Source organism: Streptomyces sp. NPDC004539, assembly GCF_040610055.1.
GTDB lineage: Bacteria > Actinomycetota > Actinomycetes > Streptomycetales > Streptomycetaceae > Streptomyces.
The window spans coordinates 47,147-62,436 of record NZ_JBEXLS010000030.1 but is presented as its reverse complement, the minus strand read 5'-3'; the positions used below and the strand labels follow the sequence as shown (position 1 = coordinate 62,436).

The 15,290-nt window shown below is 69.2% G+C and carries 12 protein-coding genes and 4 tRNA genes; 9 read left to right on the top strand and 7 right to left on the bottom strand.

The window, feature by feature from the left end:
- Window positions 1-7: 7 nt before the first annotated feature.
- Both ABZX85_RS41630 and ABZX85_RS41625 read right to left on the bottom strand, forming a co-directional pair.
- Window positions 8-319, bottom strand: a complete 312-nt coding sequence (locus tag ABZX85_RS41630; protein ID WP_355881457.1) for a hypothetical protein — start codon at window positions 317-319, stop codon at window positions 8-10.
- Window positions 316-597, bottom strand: a complete 282-nt coding sequence (locus tag ABZX85_RS41625; protein ID WP_355881454.1) for a helix-turn-helix transcriptional regulator — start codon at window positions 595-597, stop codon at window positions 316-318. The genes ABZX85_RS41630 and ABZX85_RS41625 overlap by 4 nt, the downstream gene beginning before the upstream one ends.
- Window positions 598-834: 237 nt before the next feature.
- On the opposite strand from ABZX85_RS41625, the gene ABZX85_RS41620 reads away from it, so the two are divergent.
- The 4 genes from ABZX85_RS41620 (at window position 835) to ABZX85_RS41605 (ending at window position 3,655) form a co-directional block, all read left to right on the top strand.
- Window positions 835-1,317, top strand: a complete 483-nt coding sequence (locus tag ABZX85_RS41620; RefSeq protein WP_355881451.1) for a hypothetical protein — start codon at window positions 835-837, stop codon at window positions 1,315-1,317.
- A 157-nt stretch (window positions 1,318-1,474) separates the two neighbouring features.
- Window positions 1,475-1,699, top strand: a complete 225-nt coding sequence (locus ABZX85_RS41615; protein ID WP_355881448.1) for a hypothetical protein — start codon at window positions 1,475-1,477, stop codon at window positions 1,697-1,699.
- Window positions 1,700-1,933: 234 nt separating this feature from the next.
- Entirely contained in the window at window positions 1,934-3,388 is a 1,455-nt protein-coding gene (locus ABZX85_RS41610; RefSeq protein ID WP_355881446.1) for a site-specific integrase, read from the top strand.
- 202 nt (window positions 3,389-3,590) lie between these two features.
- Window positions 3,591-3,655, top strand: a tRNA-Ser gene (locus tag ABZX85_RS41605).
- Between the two features lie 332 nt (window positions 3,656-3,987).
- On the opposite strand, the gene ABZX85_RS41600 is transcribed toward ABZX85_RS41605, so the two are convergent.
- From ABZX85_RS41600 to ABZX85_RS41580, 5 genes are all read right to left on the bottom strand, one after another.
- Window positions 3,988-4,377: a hypothetical protein gene (locus tag ABZX85_RS41600; protein ID WP_355881443.1), complete on the bottom strand. Its 390-nt coding sequence runs from the start codon at window positions 4,375-4,377 to the stop codon at window positions 3,988-3,990.
- A gap of 194 nt (window positions 4,378-4,571) precedes the next feature.
- The gene (locus ABZX85_RS41595; RefSeq protein WP_355881440.1) at window positions 4,572-5,819 is read right to left on the bottom strand and encodes a helix-turn-helix transcriptional regulator; all 1,248 of its coding nucleotides are present in this window, start codon (window positions 5,817-5,819) and stop codon (window positions 4,572-4,574) included.
- 195 nt (window positions 5,820-6,014) lie between these two features.
- Window positions 6,015-8,135, bottom strand: a complete 2,121-nt coding sequence (locus tag ABZX85_RS41590; protein WP_355881437.1) for a DEAD/DEAH box helicase — start codon at window positions 8,133-8,135, stop codon at window positions 6,015-6,017.
- A gap of 223 nt (window positions 8,136-8,358) precedes the next feature.
- Entirely contained in the window at window positions 8,359-8,841 is a 483-nt protein-coding gene (locus ABZX85_RS41585; RefSeq protein WP_355881434.1) for a hypothetical protein, read from the bottom strand.
- Window positions 8,842-8,965: 124 nt separating this feature from the next.
- The gene (locus ABZX85_RS41580) at window positions 8,966-9,316 is read right to left on the bottom strand and encodes a metallopeptidase family protein (protein ID WP_355881431.1); all 351 of its coding nucleotides are present in this window, start codon (window positions 9,314-9,316) and stop codon (window positions 8,966-8,968) included.
- Between the two features lie 104 nt (window positions 9,317-9,420).
- On the opposite strand from ABZX85_RS41580, the gene ABZX85_RS41575 reads away from it, so the two are divergent.
- From ABZX85_RS41575 to hrpA, 5 genes are all read left to right on the top strand, one after another.
- Window positions 9,421-10,806, top strand: coding sequence for a metallophosphoesterase (locus ABZX85_RS41575; RefSeq protein WP_355881699.1), 1,386 nt, complete (start codon window positions 9,421-9,423; stop codon window positions 10,804-10,806).
- Window positions 10,807-10,887: 81 nt separating this feature from the next.
- A tRNA-Glu gene (locus ABZX85_RS41570) sits at window positions 10,888-10,960 on the top strand.
- A gap of 36 nt (window positions 10,961-10,996) precedes the next feature.
- Window positions 10,997-11,071 (top strand) — tRNA-Asp (locus tag ABZX85_RS41565).
- Between the two features lie 26 nt (window positions 11,072-11,097).
- A tRNA-Phe gene (locus tag ABZX85_RS41560) sits at window positions 11,098-11,171 on the top strand.
- A gap of 116 nt (window positions 11,172-11,287) precedes the next feature.
- Window positions 11,288-15,265, top strand: a complete 3,978-nt coding sequence (gene hrpA / locus ABZX85_RS41555) for an ATP-dependent RNA helicase HrpA (protein WP_355881428.1) — start codon at window positions 11,288-11,290, stop codon at window positions 15,263-15,265.
- Window positions 15,266-15,290 lie beyond the last annotated feature (25 nt).

The window sequence follows — 15,290 nt, the reverse complement described above, 5'->3', positions numbered from 1 at the left end:
CCTCGTTCTACTTGCTGGCGTAAGTGGGTGCGGACTGCTCGGACGGCGTCTCCGGCTGGACCCCGGGGGCGCCGTCGTTGTGCGGGGCCGGTGCCGACTGGACCTCGGCAGCGGTGGGCTCGGAGAGCCCGAGGAAGGCGAGCAGATCGGCCCTGCGGACGCGGTACACGCGCCCGAACCTGAGGACCTCGATCGGGAATTCACCCAGGTTGATCAGCGCGTACCCGTTAGTCGACCCGATGTTCATGGCGCGGAATGCGTCCTGGACCTTCGGCATCGCGGGCAGGCTGAGGACCTGCTCGGGGGTGAGGGCCGTCATGCCGTGGCCTGCGTGGGGATGAAGGGCTCGCCCACCGGGTCCCAGAGGACGAGGATCTGGACGCCGAGGACGTCCGAGATCGCTCGGGCCTTGGCCGCGGGGACGGTGCGCTGGGTGCCGGCCATCAGAGCGCCGACGGTTCCGTGCGCGACTCCGGCAGCAGCGGCAAGCCCGCGGCTGGTGATCGGCTGGCCGGTTCCCGTGCGCTCCATCAGCACCTTGAGCCGGGTGGGACTGTCGATCGCGTACTTGGCAGGCGGGTTGGGATCAGCGCGCATGTTCTCTCCACGGGACAAGTTGTCCATATAGATGGACAACGCTTGCCGTGAGCGTCCCATTTTCCGAACGGTTTGTCCAGCAAGATGGACGATCGGGGCGCGCGTATGGATTTGGTCAATGCCTCCACACCACCTGGCGGCCGTGTCCATCTTGCTGAACAATCTGTTCGGCAAGATGGATGAACGGCATAGGTGACCTGCTCGTACGTCTCAGCGGTCCATGTGGACCCTGAACGTGTGCACGGCTACGTGGCCAGGAGGAATGGCAGGATGAGTCCCATGGCGCCCATTGAGACCCCGACGACCGGTCCTGAACGCGGCGATCCCCGCATGGCGTTCACAAACCTGCTCAAAAAGGCCCGAGCCGAGCTGGGTGAAGGGCTCAACAAGGTGGCCGCCCGGTGTGTCGATCCGGTCACCGGGATGAGCATGAAGAAGGGGCGCATCTACCGCCTGGAGGGTGCCGAGCGTGGCGGGATTACGCCGCCGCACGTCTGGGAGCTCCGGGCGCTGGAGGTCGGGTACCGAGTGTCCCTTGCCCGACTTCAGGACGCCGCCGGGAGCCAGTTCCACGGGAGGGACCCGCTTCGGAGCGGAAGCGGAACAGGCGAAGCGGTCGCTTATGTGCGGAAGCTTGACTCTCTGTCGGATGAGCAGCGCGAGAACCTTTTCCGGCTGATCGACTCAATGGTTCCACCGCCCGAGAGTGAAGATCACTGAATCATGTGTTCCCCCTAGCATCACTCTGGGTGATCAATCTGAGCAGCCTGTAGAGATTTGGTGCTCGTGGTGCGATCATGTCCGGACGCCCAGTGACCAAAAGGGTGCTGGTCTAAGCCGCTAATCGAACGCACTTGCGGGAGATGGGGGAGGCTGCATGGAGTCACCGGCAGCACTGACGGCCCAGTACGTCTTCAGTGACGACCTGCCAGACGGGGAGGTGGTAGTGCCGATCAGAACGAACTGGGGACTGGCCATCGCGATCCGGAGTGGGGCGATGCCGCAGCACACGCTCGATGAGCTGAATCAGGCCGCGCGGTTTGTTTTGGGTGTGGGTCTGGCTCAAATCAACCACCAGCCGAAGCCGCCCGACCGGGATTAGGAGCAGAGGACCGTTTGGAGGCTACGGCGACCTGTCCCGCCACGGCCTCGCACATCCTCTGCCCCGTAGCCCGGTGGCTATGGAGCAAGGAGAGGAATGCCCGCAACGCGCCGCGCTGGCGGCATCTCGAAACGGTGTGAGTGCCGTGCACCGGACGGGAAGCGACTGGGGCTGAAGTGCCCGCAGTTGTCCAGGCGTTCGCACGGAAAGCACCGCGTCAGCCAAGAACTCCCCGTGGACGCCGAAGGGAAGCGCCGGCGCTTCCAGCGCACCGGATACGTCGAGCTAAAAGACGCGCAGAAGGACCTCGACCGCATCCGCGCGATCCTCGACCTACCCGACGACGATGACGAAGACGGCCTGCGCCGCGTCGGTGACCTGCTCGACGAACTGAGCGCGAGCCGTGGCCCGATCCCGGACCCGCCCGAAGTCTCCCGAAAGCTGGGGGTCGGCGTACCGCTCGACGGGAAGATGCTCGTCGGCGACTGGCTGGACAAATGGATGGCCGGGAAGAAGACACGGGTCACCACGAACCACGGCTACCGGTCGCACATTGAGTACCACCTGAAGCCGAAGATCGGACACCTGCGGCTGGACCGGCTGACGGTTGGTCACCTGGCGGAGATGTTCGCCCAGATCGCGGATGAGTCCGACATGATTCGGGCTGAGAATCAAGGCCGACGGGAACAGGAGCAGCGAGCGAAGTGGGGGAAGCCTGGTCGGCCTCCGGCCAGGGAGCGTGAGCGTCTGACTGCTGAACGCGCAAAGCTCGCTGAGATGAAGCCGTACCGGAAGGTCAACGGGCCAGCGACCCGGCAGGCGATCCGCCGTACTCTGCGGGTCGCCCTCAACAAGGCGATCGCCTCGCAGCTCATCACCTTCAACGCGGCCAAGCACGTTGAGCTGGACGCCGGGGCACGGCCTACGGCGCTCCTGTGGACGCCTGCGAGGGTGGCGCGGTGGCGGGAGACGGGGGAGGTCCCTAGCTCGGTGATGGTCTGGACTCCAGAGCTGTTCGGCGAGTTCCTGGACGCTGCCGAGGGGCACCGGCTCTATTCGATCTACCACGTGATTGGCCATCACGGACCCCGCCGTGGTGAATCGGTAGGAACCGGGTGGGACAACACGTCGCTCGACAGTGTGCCGCCGACCATCGACATCCTCGAAGAGATCGTGAAGGACGGCAAGACGCTGATCGAGACGGCCCCCAAGACGGACCAGGCGATGGCGTCCATCGTGATCGATGGACAGACCGTCCTTGTGCTCCAGGAACGGCGCGCGCAGCAGCTCCGGGAGCGGGATGCCTGGAACGCTCAGGCTGCCGAACAGCGGGCACGCGGCAAGGAGGCGTACGACTGGATCGACACTGGGAAGATCTGGACCGCGCTGGATGGCTCCTGGCTTAACCCGGACACAGTCAGCGTCGAGTTCGACAGGATCAGGACCAAGGCCGGGTTGCCACCGGTCAACCTCCGGGATCTACGCCACGGTGCGGCGGGACTCGTGAAGGCCGGCGGCGGAGATATCCATGACGCGAAGGTCAAGCTCCGGCACTCCACCATCGTGCTCACCGCAGACACCTACACACCGCTCTTCACCGAGTACGAGCAGGCGCTCGTAGAGCGGTCGGCCGCAGCTGTTCCTCGGCAGAAGAGGAAGGCGTCGTCGGAGGAGCCAGTCGGGGAGTAGCCTGGTTGAGCAGAGAAGCGCAGGGCCCCATCGCCGCAGGTGATGGGGCCCTTTTGCTCAACCGATGCTCAACCGAGTGCCCCGTAACGAGCCATCGCGAGACGGTGTGAGACGCTCTGAAGGGCACCCCTGAAAACGCGAAACCCCGTGCTGAGCAGCCTGTTCGCGAGGTTCGCGGTGCGAGGCAATACGAGGCGGCACGAGGTCTAAAGTTGCCAAAAAGGACTTTTAATCCATTGGTTGTCGGTTCGAGTCCGACAGGGCCTACGGAACCGCCCCCAGCTCAGAGGGACAACGAGCTGGGGGCGTACGCGTTTTCGGGGCCCGGTTCCTTCGGACGCTCAGGTCACTGAGCGGGCTGCCCGCTGCCCGGGCACGTCTCCGTCCCGGTGCCGTTCCGCTGGTGCATCGTCGTCGGGGTACCGGGTGCCGAGCCCACGCCCGCGCCGCAGACGGGACAGTTGCCGGCGCACTGACCGGGGTCGAATCGACGGCCGCTCCGACACTCACACATGATCAGTTCTCCCTTGGTCGCTGGAGATGGTGCCGATATGTGGTGCACTCCGCCGCGCACCCGGGTGAAGGGCCGCAGGGAGGTCTCATGCCTTGCGGACGAAGGCCCGCTCGCCGTTGTGGAAGAACACGGTCAGACCCTGGCTCGACTTGTCCTCGCGGATCGACCAAACCTCGATGTGCTTGGTGTCCGGCGATTCCGCCGCACCGATGACACCGGCCAGCCACGCGTCCGGCGCGCCGTCCGCGGAGGCGGCCTGCCAGGCAGCCGGCTGGCCGTGCACGGCCGGAGTGGGGGTCTCGTGTTTGGCGCCCTCGGCGAGCTGCCCGATGATCTGCCATCGCTGTTCGGCGCCTGCGGCGGTCACGGTCAGTGCGTAGGGATGCGGACCACCTTCGATGGTGTCGACGCGCTGCACATCGGGGGTGTTTTTCAGCAGGTCAACCAGGTAGTCGCGGTATTCCAGGGGGCGCATTTGTGATCATTTCCTCTCGTGGCAGCCCGGTCAGTCTATGAGCCGTCCGAGTCTGAAGAGCCAGATGTTCCGTGACGGATACACATCCGAGAGATCCCTCACCCGGGTCCGCGAGGACGTCCCCGATCGGCGTCCGTTCGGGGGGCGGTGGTTCAGGGGGTGCCCCTGCGGAGCAGAGGACCGGAATCCGGTCCCTATGCCGCGAGCAGACCGATCCTGACCGCGAGCTCCGAGGCCCGCCGACGCCGGGCGGCCTGCTTCGGCTCGACCTCCTCCAGGATGATCCGCTTCGCGTAGCCGTTGTAGCGGATCGTGTCCGGCGCGGCCTCGGCCGCCTTCTCCAACATGGCGATCGCGACGTCCGGCTGGGCGTCGAGCTGGTAGCCGCGCGCCTCCTCGATCCGGTGCCGGGCCCGGCGGGGCTTCGACCTGATGACGGCCCTGTCCGCTTTCGCGGCCTGCCGTACGGACTCCCCGCCCTGGCGCAGCTCGACCGCGACCGTCACCGCGTGGGCTCCCATGATCGCTCGCGAGAACGAGGTGACGGGGTGGAAGTAGTCGACGGGCAGCCGGTCGGCCATCTCACGTGCCTTGTCCCAATGCCGCCATGCCGTGCCGTTGTCACGGCGACGGGAAGCGGTGTAGCCGAGCTCGAACTCCAGGGCGCCCGCGATGGCGAGGACGTCGTCCGGGGCTTCGGGGAGGAGAGGTTCGAGGAGGCGGATCGCCGCACGGTCGACGACATCGGCGGCGTCGTAGTGGCGAGGCCCGGAGTCGCGGTGGGCCTGTGCCAGTAGCCAGGCGGCGACACCGATCGCGTGCGGGTTCCCGGAGTCCTGAGCGGCGACCATGCCGCGTTCGGCGACCCTCCACAGAAGGGAGGTGTCGGGCTGATAGGCGATGAAGAACTGGCTCAGGCTGTACACCTCCGCGAGGAGGGCCTGCCCATGGCGCCGGTCGTTCGCCGAGTCGGCGTGCCGCACCAGGGCCTGGGCGTCCCGGATCAGGTGGGGCAGCAGCTTCCCGATCACCTCACGATGGTTCTCCGAGCGGTGCCGGGCCTGCCACGCGGCGTGCAGCCGGGCCTCCAGGTGCGCGATCGGCGGCGGTTCGACGCCGACGTCGATCGCGAGGTCGTCGACAGCGGCCCGCACGGCGGCGAGGCGGGGATGTCCGGGGCCGGTGAAGAGGTCCACGTGTGTCTCCGGGAGGCCGGTCAGGTCGGCGAGGTCCCGGACCCTGAGGGCCTCGGCCACCCGTAGCACCATGTCGAGGCCGGGGGCTCGCTGCTGCCCGTTCTCGATCTTCTTGAGGGTGTGCGGGGAGACACCGAGAAAGTCGGCGAGCTGCCGACGGGTCATCCCCCGGCGCTCGCGAAGGATCTGCACACGCTGGCCGAAGCGGAGTGGGTCGACGGTCGGGTCCGGGGCAGCAGATGACACGGTTTCACCCCTATCACTCTGTACAGGTCGCACCGCCAGGGTATGGGGCGAGGTTCTCCTCGTACGCCGGACGAACGGATTCCGTCCCGCGACGCCCCTCCGCTCCTGAGCCCGACATCCACCGCACGCAGGACGCCCGACCGGGAAATCCCGGTCGGGCGTCTCGTTCAGCTCCTGGCCACGGCCAGGGTTCGCTCAGCCGTTGCGCTTCCAGCGCGGCTTGTCGTCGCGGCGGAAGGACGAACCCGTGCCCGACCCCGTGCCGCGGTGGTCGTCGCGGCGGAAGGAGGGGCGGTCGTGGCCGCCGGAGCGGAAGCCGGGGCGGTCGTCGCGGCGGTCGCGGTTGAAGGGGCGGTCGCTGCCACGGTGACCGGAACGGTCGTCGCGGTCGCGGCGGAAGCCACCCTCGCGGCGCTCGAAGCCACCACGGTCGTTGTCACGGCGCTCGAAGCCACCGCGCTCGTTGTTGTCACGGCGCTCGAACCCGCCACGGTCGTTGTCGCGACGCTCGAAGCCACCCTCGCGGCGCTCGAACCCACGGCCACCACGGTCGTCACGACGGTCACGGTTGACGGGACGGTCGTCGCGGTCGCGGCGGAACCCGCCCTCGCGGCGCTCGAAGCCACCACGGTCGTTGTCGCGACGCTCGAAGCCACCCTCGCGGCGCTCGAACCCACGGCCACCACGGTCGTCACGACGGTCACGGTTGAACGGACGGTCCTCGCGGTCGCGGCGGAAACCGCCCTCACGGCGCTCGAAGCCCCGCCCGCCACGGTCGTCCCGCTCACGCTCGCGCCGCGCCTCGCGCGCCTCGGCCGCAGCCGCCTCCTCGACCGCCGCGGCGACCTCGGCGACAGCCTGCTCCTGCGCCTCGGCGACAGCGGCCTCGGGGTCCTCGCCACGGTCACGGGCGACGCGGGCGACGAGGCGGTCGGCCTCGTCACGCAGCTCGGCGGCACGCTTCTGCGCCCGCTCCAGCTGCTTGGTCAGCTGGGCGACCTCACGCTCGGCCTGCTGAGCGGCGTTCCCGGCGGACTCGGCCTGGACCTCGGTCATCGACCGGGCGCCGGTGATCTCCGCGACCTCGGGCTCGAACGCCGACCCGCCCTGGATGATGTGCCGCCCGGCGTCGACGCCCGCGTCCTCCATGAGCCGGAAGATCTGGCGCCGCTGGTGCGGCAGGGAGAGGGAGACGACGGTCCCGGTGCGGCCCGCGCGGGCGGTACGGCCGGCCCGGTGCAGGTAGTCCTTGTGGTCACCGGCCGGGTCCACGTTCAGGACGAGGTCGATGCCGTCGACGTGGATACCGCGCGCCGCGACGTCGGTGGCGACGAGGACGTTGACGTAGCCCTCCTTGAAGTCCGCCAGCGTCCGGGTGCGCGCGCCCTGGGTCATGCCGCCGTGCAGCGCGTCGGCCTTCACGCCGGACTCGCGCAGCTGCTCCGCGACGCGGTCGGCGCCGAGCTGGGTGCGGACGAAGATGATGGTGCGGCCCTTGCGGGAGGCGATCGCAGAGGTGACCGGCGCCTTGTCCTTGGGCTTCACGATGAGGATGTGGTGCGACATGGTCGTCACCGCGCCCTGCGCCGCGTCCACCTCGTGCGAGACGGGGTCGACGAGGTAGCGCTTGACCAGCGTGGAGATCTCGTTCTCCATCGTCGCGGAGAACAGCATCCGCTGGCCGCCCGCCGGAACCTGGTCGAGCAGCTCGGTGACCTCGGGCAGGAAGCCCAGGTCGGACATCTGGTCGGCCTCGTCGAGAACGGCGACCTCGACGTCCTCCAGGGAGCAGGCGCCGCGGTTGATGATGTCGCGCAGCCGGCCCGGGGTGGCGACGAGGATGTCGACGCCGCGCTCCAGGGCGTAGATCTGGTTGCCCATCGACGTACCGCCGCAGACGACCTTCATCTTCAGGCCGACGACGTCGCCGTACGGCTGGAGGGCGTCCGCGACCTGCATCGCGAGCTCGCGGGTCGGGGTGAGGATGACGGCGCGGGGGCGCTTCTTCTCGGTCTGGCCGCCGGCGAGACGCGCCAGCGTCGGCAGGCCGAAGGAGAGGGTCTTGCCGGAGCCGGTGCGGCCACGGCCCAGGATGTCCTTGCCGTCGAGCGCGTCCGGGATGGTCGCGGCCTGGATCGGGAAGGGGGTCGTGACGCCGTTCTGCGCGAGCTTGCGCACGACACCCTCGGGGAGACCGAGGTCGGCGAAGGTGATCTCGGGAGCCTCTTCGGAGACGGCGGCCGGGGCGGCCTCCACAACGTCCTCGGACTCGACGACGACCGACTCGGCGACCTGATCAGAACTGGAAATGGACATGCGTATGCGAAACCTTCCGGAGTCTCGTCGGCACGCGCCCGTCAACTCCGTGATTTCTGCAATACGACCGCCTCTATGCGGTCCGCCACGGCTAGAAAGGATTACGCGCCACACGGCGCGCTCTGCGTTGGCGCCGGGCAAATGGGATCAAACGATCTACCACCATACGCACCTCACCCCCCGGTAGGCAAATCCCGCCGCCCGGCCCTGAGGTTCCCGCAGGTCAGCCCCCTGGAGCCGGTTCCTGCGCGGACGGCGACGGCTCGACCGGCGACGGGTCAGGCGAGGCCGACGGCGGCTCCGGGGACGGCGTCGGCTGCTCCGGCGTCGGCTGCGGCGGCTCCGGTACGGCCGACCGGGTCGGCGTCGGTTTGCCGGGACCCGGCTTGCCGCCCGGCCCGGGAACGGGCGCGGACGGCGAGGCGCCCGCCGAGACCGACGCGGACGGCGAGGCGGACGGGTCGCCGGCGTCGTCCGCGTGCCCGTCGTGGGCGCCCTTGTCGTCGCCGTCGCGCGGCGAGCCGTTCACGTACCGGCCCGAGCCCGCCTTCCCGCCGTCCGGCGCGGCGCCCCCCGGCTGCCCCGCCGACCGCGACGGCTTCGCCCCGCCGGCGCCGTCACCGTCCCCGACGCTCATGCAGCCGGAGGCGGCGGCGACGGCCAGCAGCGAGGCGGCCAGCCGGACGGAAACGGAACAGGAGCGCACGGGAGCCTCCGGAGGTGGGGAAGAGTCACCCTCCCCAACTCCCGCCGCCCGCAAGAGGACACGCGGGGCGCCGCGTTTCGAGGACCCGCACCCGAAGCCGGCCCCGCGCCTCAGCCCCCGCGCCTCACCCGTAGCCGAGGGCGTGCAGCCGTTCGTCGTCGATCCCGAAGTGGTGCGCGATCTCGTGGACGACGGTCACCTCCGTCTCCGCGACGACCTCCTCGCGCGTCGCGCACATCCGCAGCGTCGGCCCCCGGTAGATCGTGATCCGGTCGGGCAGCACACCGGCGTACCACTCGCCCCGGTCGGTGAGCGGCGTCCCCTCGTACAGACCGAGCAACTCCGGGTCGTCGGCGGGTGGTTCGTCCTCGACGAACACCGCCACGTTGTCCATGAGCCGCGTCAGCTCCGGGGGAATCCGGTCGAGCGACTCGGCGACCAGCTCCTCGAACTCCTCGCGCGTCATCTCCAGCACACCCCCATTCTCCGGTACGACACATATCCGCACACGCCCCCGGGCATACGGCCCAGGTGTCGCGCGTCCAGGAGTCCCTGATCCGCTGGCGGGCCGCCCTCGGCATGGTCGCCGTCGTCCTCGCGGGCGCCTGGCTGGGCCTGCTGGTCGTGGGCGACGTCCGCACGCCGGTCGGCCCGATGGACACGACGATGACGCTGCGGCCGTCCCTCACCGGCGGCACGAAGATCAACGTCTCCCCGCTCGGCGCGCTCTCCCTCGACACCCACACCGCGCCCGTCCGCCTCGACGTCAACGTCGACCAGCTGGACCCGGTCCGCTCCCAGGCACTCGTCGACCACCCCGAACGCCTCTCCGGCCTCCAGGACGAGGTCGCCCGCGACGTCTCCCACGGCACCCTCGACCTCGCGGTCCGCTCCTGCGCGGCGGTCGTGACGGGGGCGACGGCACTGGGGCTCGCGGTCTACCGGCGCCCGCGCCGGGCCCTGCTCGCCGGCGGTCTCGCCCTCGCCCTGCTGACCGCCTCCGGCGCCACCGCCGTCGCGACCTGGAAACCCGAGTCCGTCCTCGAACCCCGCTTCTCCGGGCTCCTGTCCTCCGCCCCCTCCCTCGTCGGCAGCGCGCGCGGCATCGTCAGCGACTTCGACGTCTACCAGCAGGAACTGGCCCGCCTGGTGACGAACGTGACCAAGCTGTACGACGTCACCTCGACGCTGCCCGTCTACCAGCCGGACCCCACGACCGTCCGGGTCCTGCACGTCTCCGACATCCATCTCAACCCGGCGAGCTGGAAGATCGTCGCGTCGCTGGTCGAGCAGTACGACGTGGACGTCGTCGTCGATACCGGCGACACGACGGACCACGGGTCGGCCGCCGAGAACGCGTTCCTCGACCCGGTCGCCGACCTCGGGGCGCCGTACGTCTGGGTGCGCGGCAACCACGACTCCCTCGGCACGCAGCGGTACCTGGAGCGGACGCGGAACGCGCACGTCCTGGACGAGGGCCGGGCGGTGACCCTCGCGGGGCTGCGGTTCGCGGGGATCGGGGACCCCCAGTTCACACCGGACCGGACGGCGCCGCGGGTGGCGGGCGTCCAGGAGGCGGCCGGGCGGCAGCTCGCGGGGGCGCTGCGGCTGGGGCCGGCGGCGGATGTGGCGGTCGTGCACGAGCCGGCCGCCGCGCGGGAGGTCGACGGGGCCGTCCCGCTGGTCCTGTCGGGGCATCTCCATCACCGCAGGACGGAGGTGATGAAGCGGGGTACGCGGCTGAAGGTCGAGGGGTCCACGGGTGGGAGCGGGCTGCGTGCCGTCGAGGGCAAGCACCCCGACCCCATCGAGGCGTCGATCCTCTACTTCGACCGGGACAGCCGGCGCCTCCAGGCGTGGGACGAGATCCGGCTCGGCGGGCTCGGGGAGACGACGGCCGAGGTCAGCCGCCATCTCGCGCCCGAGAACAAGCCCCGGCCGCTCCCCTCTCCGGCCCCCTCGTAAACCGTTTTGGCGATCGCCCCCGCCATCCCATATGCTTTGGACGTCCCCGACGCGCTGACGAAGCGCCCAGGCGGGCCGATAGCCCTCATCGTCTAGCGGCCTAGGACGCCGCCCTTTCAAGGCGGTAGCACGGGTTCGAATCCCGTTGGGGGCACGCAACACCCTGTGCGACACTGTTCGCACAACGCAAGGTCCTGTGGAGCAGTTTGGAGTGCTCGCCACCCTGTCAAGGTGGAGGCCGCGGGTTCAAATCCCGTCAGGACCGCTGGAGTTCCCCCCGGGGATCTCCTCGGCTGGGTAGCTCAGTTGGTACGAGCGACCGCCTGAAAAGCGGTAGGTCGCCGGTTCGACCCCGGCCCCAGCCACAGCACAGACCCTGGTCCTCGGACCGGGGTCTTGTTGTATGCCCCCTTGATCACTCACCCCACCCGGACAAAAGGGTTCGCCAGGAATTTCGTAGGGATGAGATCCTGGGTTCCGTATGTCTACACAGCCTGCCCCCGCCCTCGGGAACCTCGCTTCCCGCCTCGTCGAGCTGTCGTTGCGTGATGCGCAGCGGCTCGGGCGACGGATGGAGGGTGCGCGGAAGATCCGGAAACCGGAGGCGCGGGCCGCGGTGCTCGCCGAGATCGGCGAGGAGGTGGAGCGGTGTGCCGAGCGGATGAGTGTGCGGGCCGGGCGGGTGCCCGCCGTCTCGTACCCCGAGCAGCTCCCCGTCAGCCAGAAGAAGGACGACATCGCGGCGGCCATCCGCGACCACCAGGTCGTCATCGTGGCCGGCGAGACCGGTTCCGGGAAGACGACGCAGATCCCCAAGATCTGTCTTGAGCTGGGCCGCGGCGTCAGAGGGATGATCGGCCACACCCAGCCCAGGCGGATCGCGGCGCGAACCGTCGCGGAACGGGTCGCCGAAGAGCTGCGCACCCCCCTCGGCGCGGCCGTCGGCTGGAAGGTGCGGTTCACGGACCAGGTCGACCCGGAAGCCACCTTCGTCAAGCTGATGACGGACGGCATCCTCCTCGCGGAGATCCAGACGGACCGCGAGCTGCGCGCCTACGACACGATCATCATTGACGAGGCCCACGAACGCTCCCTCAACATCGACTTCCTCCTCGGCTACCTCGCCCAGCTCCTCCCCCGCCGCCCCGACCTCAAGGTCGTCATCACCTCCGCGACGATCGACCCGGAACGCTTCTCCCGCCACTTCGGCGACGCCCCGATCATCGAGGTCAGCGGCCGTACGTACCCGGTGGAAGTCCGGTACCGGCCGCTCCTGGAGGACGACTCGGACGACTCCGACCGCGACCAGATCACCGCGATCTGCGACGCCGTCGAGGAGCTCCAGGGCGAGGGCCCCGGCGACATCCTCGTCTTCCTCTCGGGGGAACGGGAGATCCGGGACACCGCCGACGCGCTGGAGAAGAAGAAGTACCGGTTCACCGAGGTACTCCCGCTCTACGCCCGCCTCTCGCACGCCGAACAGCACCGCGTCTTCCAGCAGCACACCGGCCGCCGGATCGTCCTCGCGACCAACGTCGCCGAGACCTCCCTCACCGTCCCCGGCATCAAGTACGTCATCGACCCCGGCTTCGCCCGCATCAGCCGCTACAGCCACCGCACGAAGGTCCAGCGCCTGCCCATCGAGGCGGTCAGCCAGGCCAGCGCCAACCAGCGCAAGGGCCGCTGCGGCCGTACGTCGGACGGCGTCTGCATCCGCCTGTACAGCGAGGACGACTTCCTCACCCGCCCGGAGTTCACGGACGCGGAGATCCTGCGCACGAACCTCGCCTCCGTCATCCTCCAGATGACCGCGGCCGGCCTCGGCGACATCGAGAAGTTCCCGTTCATCGACCCGCCGGACCACCGCAACATCCGCGACGGCGTCCAACTCCTCCAGGAGCTCAACGCCCTGGACCCGACGGAGAAGGACCCCCGCAGCCGGCTCACGCAGACCGGCCGCAAACTGGCCCAGCTCCCGGTCGACCCCCGGCTCGCCCGGATGGTCCTGGAGGCCGACAAGAACGGCTGCGCCCGCGAGGTCATGGTGATAGCCGCCGCGCTCTCCATCCAGGACCCGCGCGAACGCCCCTCCGACAAACAGGCCCAGGCCGACCAGCAGCACGCCCGCTTCAAGGACGAGACCAGCGACTTCCTGGCCTTCCTGAACCTGTGGCGGTACGTCCGCGAGCAGCAGCGCGAGCGGGGCTCCAGCTCCTTCCGCCGGATGTGCAAGCAGGAGTACCTGAACTTCCTGCGCATCCGCGAGTGGCAGGACATCTACACCCAACTCCGTACGGTCGCCAAGCAGATGGGCATCGAGCTCAACGAGCAGGACGCCGACGCCGACCGCATCCACGTCTCCCTCCTCGCCGGTCTCCTCTCCCACGTCGGGATGAAGGACGTGAAGGAGACGAAGGACGCCACCGCCAACCCCCGCAAGGAGGGCGGCCGGAACGAGTATCTCGGCGCCCGCAACGCCAAGTTCGCGATCTTCCCGGGCTCGGCCCTCTTCAAGAAGCCCCCGCGGTTCGTGATGTCGGCGGAGCTGGTGGAGACCTCCCGGCTCTGGGCCCGCGTCAACGCCCGCATCGAGCCCGAGTGGGTCGAGCCGCTCGCCGAGCACCTCCTGAAGCGGACGTACTCCGAACCACACTGGGAGAAGGACCTCGCGGCGGTGATGGCCTACGAGAAGGTCACGCTGTACGGCGTCCCGCTCGTCGCCCAGCGCAAGGTCAACTACGGGCGGATCGACGCCGAGGTCAGCCGCGAGCTGTTCATCCGCAACGCGCTCGTCGAGGGCGACTGGCGCACGCACCACAAGTTCTTCGCGGACAACCGCCGACTCCTCAGCGAGGTCGAGGAGTTGGAGCACCGCGCCCGGCGCCGGGACATCGTCGTCGACGACGACACGCTCTTCGACTTCTACGACGCCCGGGTGCCCGAACACGTCGTCTCCGGCGCCCACTTCGACTCCTGGTGGAAGCACAAGCGGCACGAGCAGCCGGAGTTCCTGGACTTCGAGCGGGAGATGCTCATCCGGGAGTCCGCGGAGGCGGTCACCAAGGCGGACTATCCCGACAGTTGGCGCCAGGGCCAGCTCAAGTTCCGGGTGACGTACCAGTTCGAGCCCGGCGCGGACGCGGACGGCGTGACCGTCCATGTCCCGCTCCAGGTCCTCAACCAGGTCACGGACGACGGGTTCGACTGGCAGATCCCGGGCCTGCGCGAGGAGTTGGTGACGGAGCTGATCCGCTCCCTGCCGAAGCCGATCCGCCGCAACTACGTGCCGGCGCCGAACTTCGCGAAGCGGTTCCTGGACGCGGCGGTGCCTCTTCAGGGTCCGCTGACGACCGCCATGGCGCGGGAGTTGAAGCGGATGGTCGGGGTGCCGTTCGAGGCGGACGACTTCGACTGGTCGCGGGTTCCGGAGCATCTGCGGATCACGTTCCGGATCGTGGACGAGCGGCGGCGCAACCTGGCCGAGGACAAGGACCTTGAGGCGCTGCGGCTCCGGCTGAAGCCGAAGGCGCGGCAGGCGCTGTCCAAGGTCGCCGCGGTCACCGCCGAGCGGGAGGGCGGGGAGTCCCTGGAGCGCAAGGGGCTCACGGACTGGAGCATCGGTTCCCTGACCCGGGTCTTCGAGACGCGGCGCGGGGGGCAGCCGGTCAAGGCGTATCCGGCGCTGGTGGACGACGGGGACACGGTGTCGGTGCGGCTCTTCGACACGGAGGCGGAGCAGCAGGCGGCGATGTGGAAGGGGACCCGGCGGCTGATTCTGCGCAACATTCCGGTCAACCCCGCAAAGTTCGCTTCCGAGAAGCTGACCAACGCGCAGAAGCTGGCGCTGTCCGCGAATCCGCACGGGACGATCCAGGCGCTGTTCGACGACTGCGCGATGGCCGCCGCCGACAAGCTGATCCGGGACTTCGGGGGGCCGGCCTGGGACGAGTCGTCGTACCGGAAGCTGTACGACAAGGTGCGGGCGGAGATCGTCGACACGACCGTGAGGACCGTCGGGGCGGTGCAGCAGGTCCTCGCCGCCTGGCAGGCCGCCGAACGGCGTCTGAAGGCCGTGGGGAGCCCGGCGCTGCTCGCGAACCTGCGGGACGTGCGGGCGCAGTTGGACGGGCTGGTGCGGCCCGGGTTCGTGACGCAGGCGGGTATCCGCCGGCTGCCCGACCTGATGCGGTACCTGGTCGCCGTCGACCGGCGGCTCCAGCAGATGCCGACCAACGTCCAGCGGGACACGACCCGTATGGAGAAGGTCCACGAGATGCAGGACGAGTACGCCTGGCTCCTGGAGCAGCTCCCCCAGGGCCGCCCGGTGCCCTCCTCCGTCCTGGAGATCCGCTGGATGATCGAGGAGCTGCGCGTCAGCTACTTCGCCCACGCCCTGGGCACGGCCTACCCCGTCTCGGACAAGCGGATCGTGAAGGCGATCGACACGGAAGCCCCGTGATCACCCCCTCACCCAGGGTGAGTTC

Bases quoted from the DNA above. Each gene is read 5' to 3' on its own strand.
- ABZX85_RS41630 (WP_355881457.1), bottom strand. From the start codon at position 319: ATGACGGCCCTCACCCCCGAGCAGGTCCTCAGCCTGCCCGCGATGCCG.
- ABZX85_RS41625 (WP_355881454.1), bottom strand. From the start codon at position 597: ATGCGCGCTGATCCCAACCCGCCTGCCAAGTACGCGATCGACAGTCCC.
- ABZX85_RS41615 (WP_355881448.1), top strand. From the start codon at position 1,475: ATGGAGTCACCGGCAGCACTGACGGCCCAGTACGTCTTCAGTGACGAC.
- ABZX85_RS41600 (WP_355881443.1), bottom strand. From the start codon at position 4,377: ATGCGCCCCCTGGAATACCGCGACTACCTGGTTGACCTGCTGAAAAAC.
- ABZX85_RS41590 (WP_355881437.1), bottom strand. From the start codon at position 8,135: ATGTCCATTTCCAGTTCTGATCAGGTCGCCGAGTCGGTCGTCGTCGAG.
- ABZX85_RS41575 (WP_355881699.1), top strand. From the start codon at position 9,421: ATGGTCGCCGTCGTCCTCGCGGGCGCCTGGCTGGGCCTGCTGGTCGTG.
- hrpA (WP_355881428.1), top strand. From the start codon at position 11,288: ATGTCTACACAGCCTGCCCCCGCCCTCGGGAACCTCGCTTCCCGCCTC.